Origin of the sequence: Kitasatospora sp. NPDC093558 (assembly GCF_040683475.1) — a bacterium.
Lineage (GTDB): Bacteria > Actinomycetota > Actinomycetes > Streptomycetales > Streptomycetaceae > Kitasatospora.
Genome location: NZ_JBFBDY010001182.1, coordinates 1 through 1,387, shown reverse-complemented (window position 1 = coordinate 1,387; position 1,387 = coordinate 1). Strand labels below are relative to the sequence as shown.

General features: G+C 72.2%; 1 protein-coding gene. It reads right to left on the bottom strand.

All coding sequences use genetic code 11. From position 1 onward, the window contains the following. Positions 1 to 1,387 (bottom strand): type I polyketide synthase (locus AB0O00_RS39585; RefSeq protein WP_363659511.1); only part of this gene is annotated, 1,387 nt, incomplete at both ends.

Here is a 1,387-nt window from a genome sequence, read left to right as displayed (position 1 = left end):
ACGGAAGTCCTCCAGCATCGGGTCCATCAGCGGCGAGTGGAAGGCGTGCGAGACCCGCAGGCGCGTCGTCTTGCGGTCGGCGAAGTGCGCCTCGACTGCCGCTACCGCTTCGAGAGAGCCCGAGACGACGACGGATGTCGGGCCGTTGACGGCCGCGATCGACACGAACTCGCCCAGCAGCGGCAGGACTTCGTCCTCCGTCGCCTGTACCGCGAGCATCGCGCCACCCGCCGGAAGCGCCTGCATCAGCCGGCCACGAGCACTCACCAGCGTGCACGCGTCCTCCAGCGAGAACACCCCGGCCACATGCGCCGCCGCCACCTCACCAATCGAATGCCCGGCCACGAACTCCGGCCGCACGCCCAACGATTCGACGAGCCGGAACAGCGCCACCTCAACGGCGAACAACCCGGCCTGAGCGTACGCCGTCTGGTTCAGCAACTCCTCATCGTCGCCCCACACAACGTCCCGCACAGGAAGCTGCGCACACACCTCATCGAAGGCCCGAGCGAACACCGGGAACCGCCCATACAACTCCCGCCCCATCCCCAGCCGTTGCGACCCCTGCCCCGAGAACAGGAACGCCGTCTTGCCGTCGGCCGCGACCCCTCGGGCCACCTCAACGCCGTCGACCATCACCCCCCGGTGCGGGAAGGCCGTCCGCCCGGCCAGGGTGAACGCCACATCCGCAGCCGGGAGTTCGCCAACCCTCGCCAGCCGCTCGACCTGAGCATCCAGCGCCGCGTCCGACCGGGCGGATACCACCCAGGGCATCGCCCCGGCCGCCTCCCCAACCTCCTGCACGGGCTCGGGCTCGCCCTGCTCCAGGATCACGTGCGCGTTGGTCCCGCTGATCCCGAACGCCGACACACCCGCCCGGCGCGGACGGCCGGTCGCCGGCCAGTCCCGGGCCTCGGCCAGCAGCGCGACCGCGCCGGCCGTCCAGTCGACGTGTGACGAGGGCGCGTCCACGTGCAGCGTGCGCGGCACCATTCCGTGCTGCATCGCCAGCACCATCTTGATCACGCCGGCCACACCGGCCGCCGCCTGCGCGTGCCCGATGTTCGACTTGATCGAGCCCAGCAGCAGCGGCCGGTCCTCGGAGCGGTCCTGCCCGTAGGTCGCGAGGAGCGCCTGCGCCTCGATCGGGTCGCCCAGCGTCGTCCCCGTGCCGTGCGCCTCGACGGCGTCGACGTCCGCGGCGGACAGCCCGGCGCTCGCGAGCGCCTGACGGATCACCCGCTGCTGCGACGGCCCGTTCGGCGCCGAGAAGCCGTTGCTCGCGCCGTCCTGGTTGACGGCCGTGCCGCGGACCACCGCGAGCACCCGGTGGCCGAGCCGTTCCGCGTCGGAGAGCCGCTCGACGAGCAGCACGCCGACGCCCTCC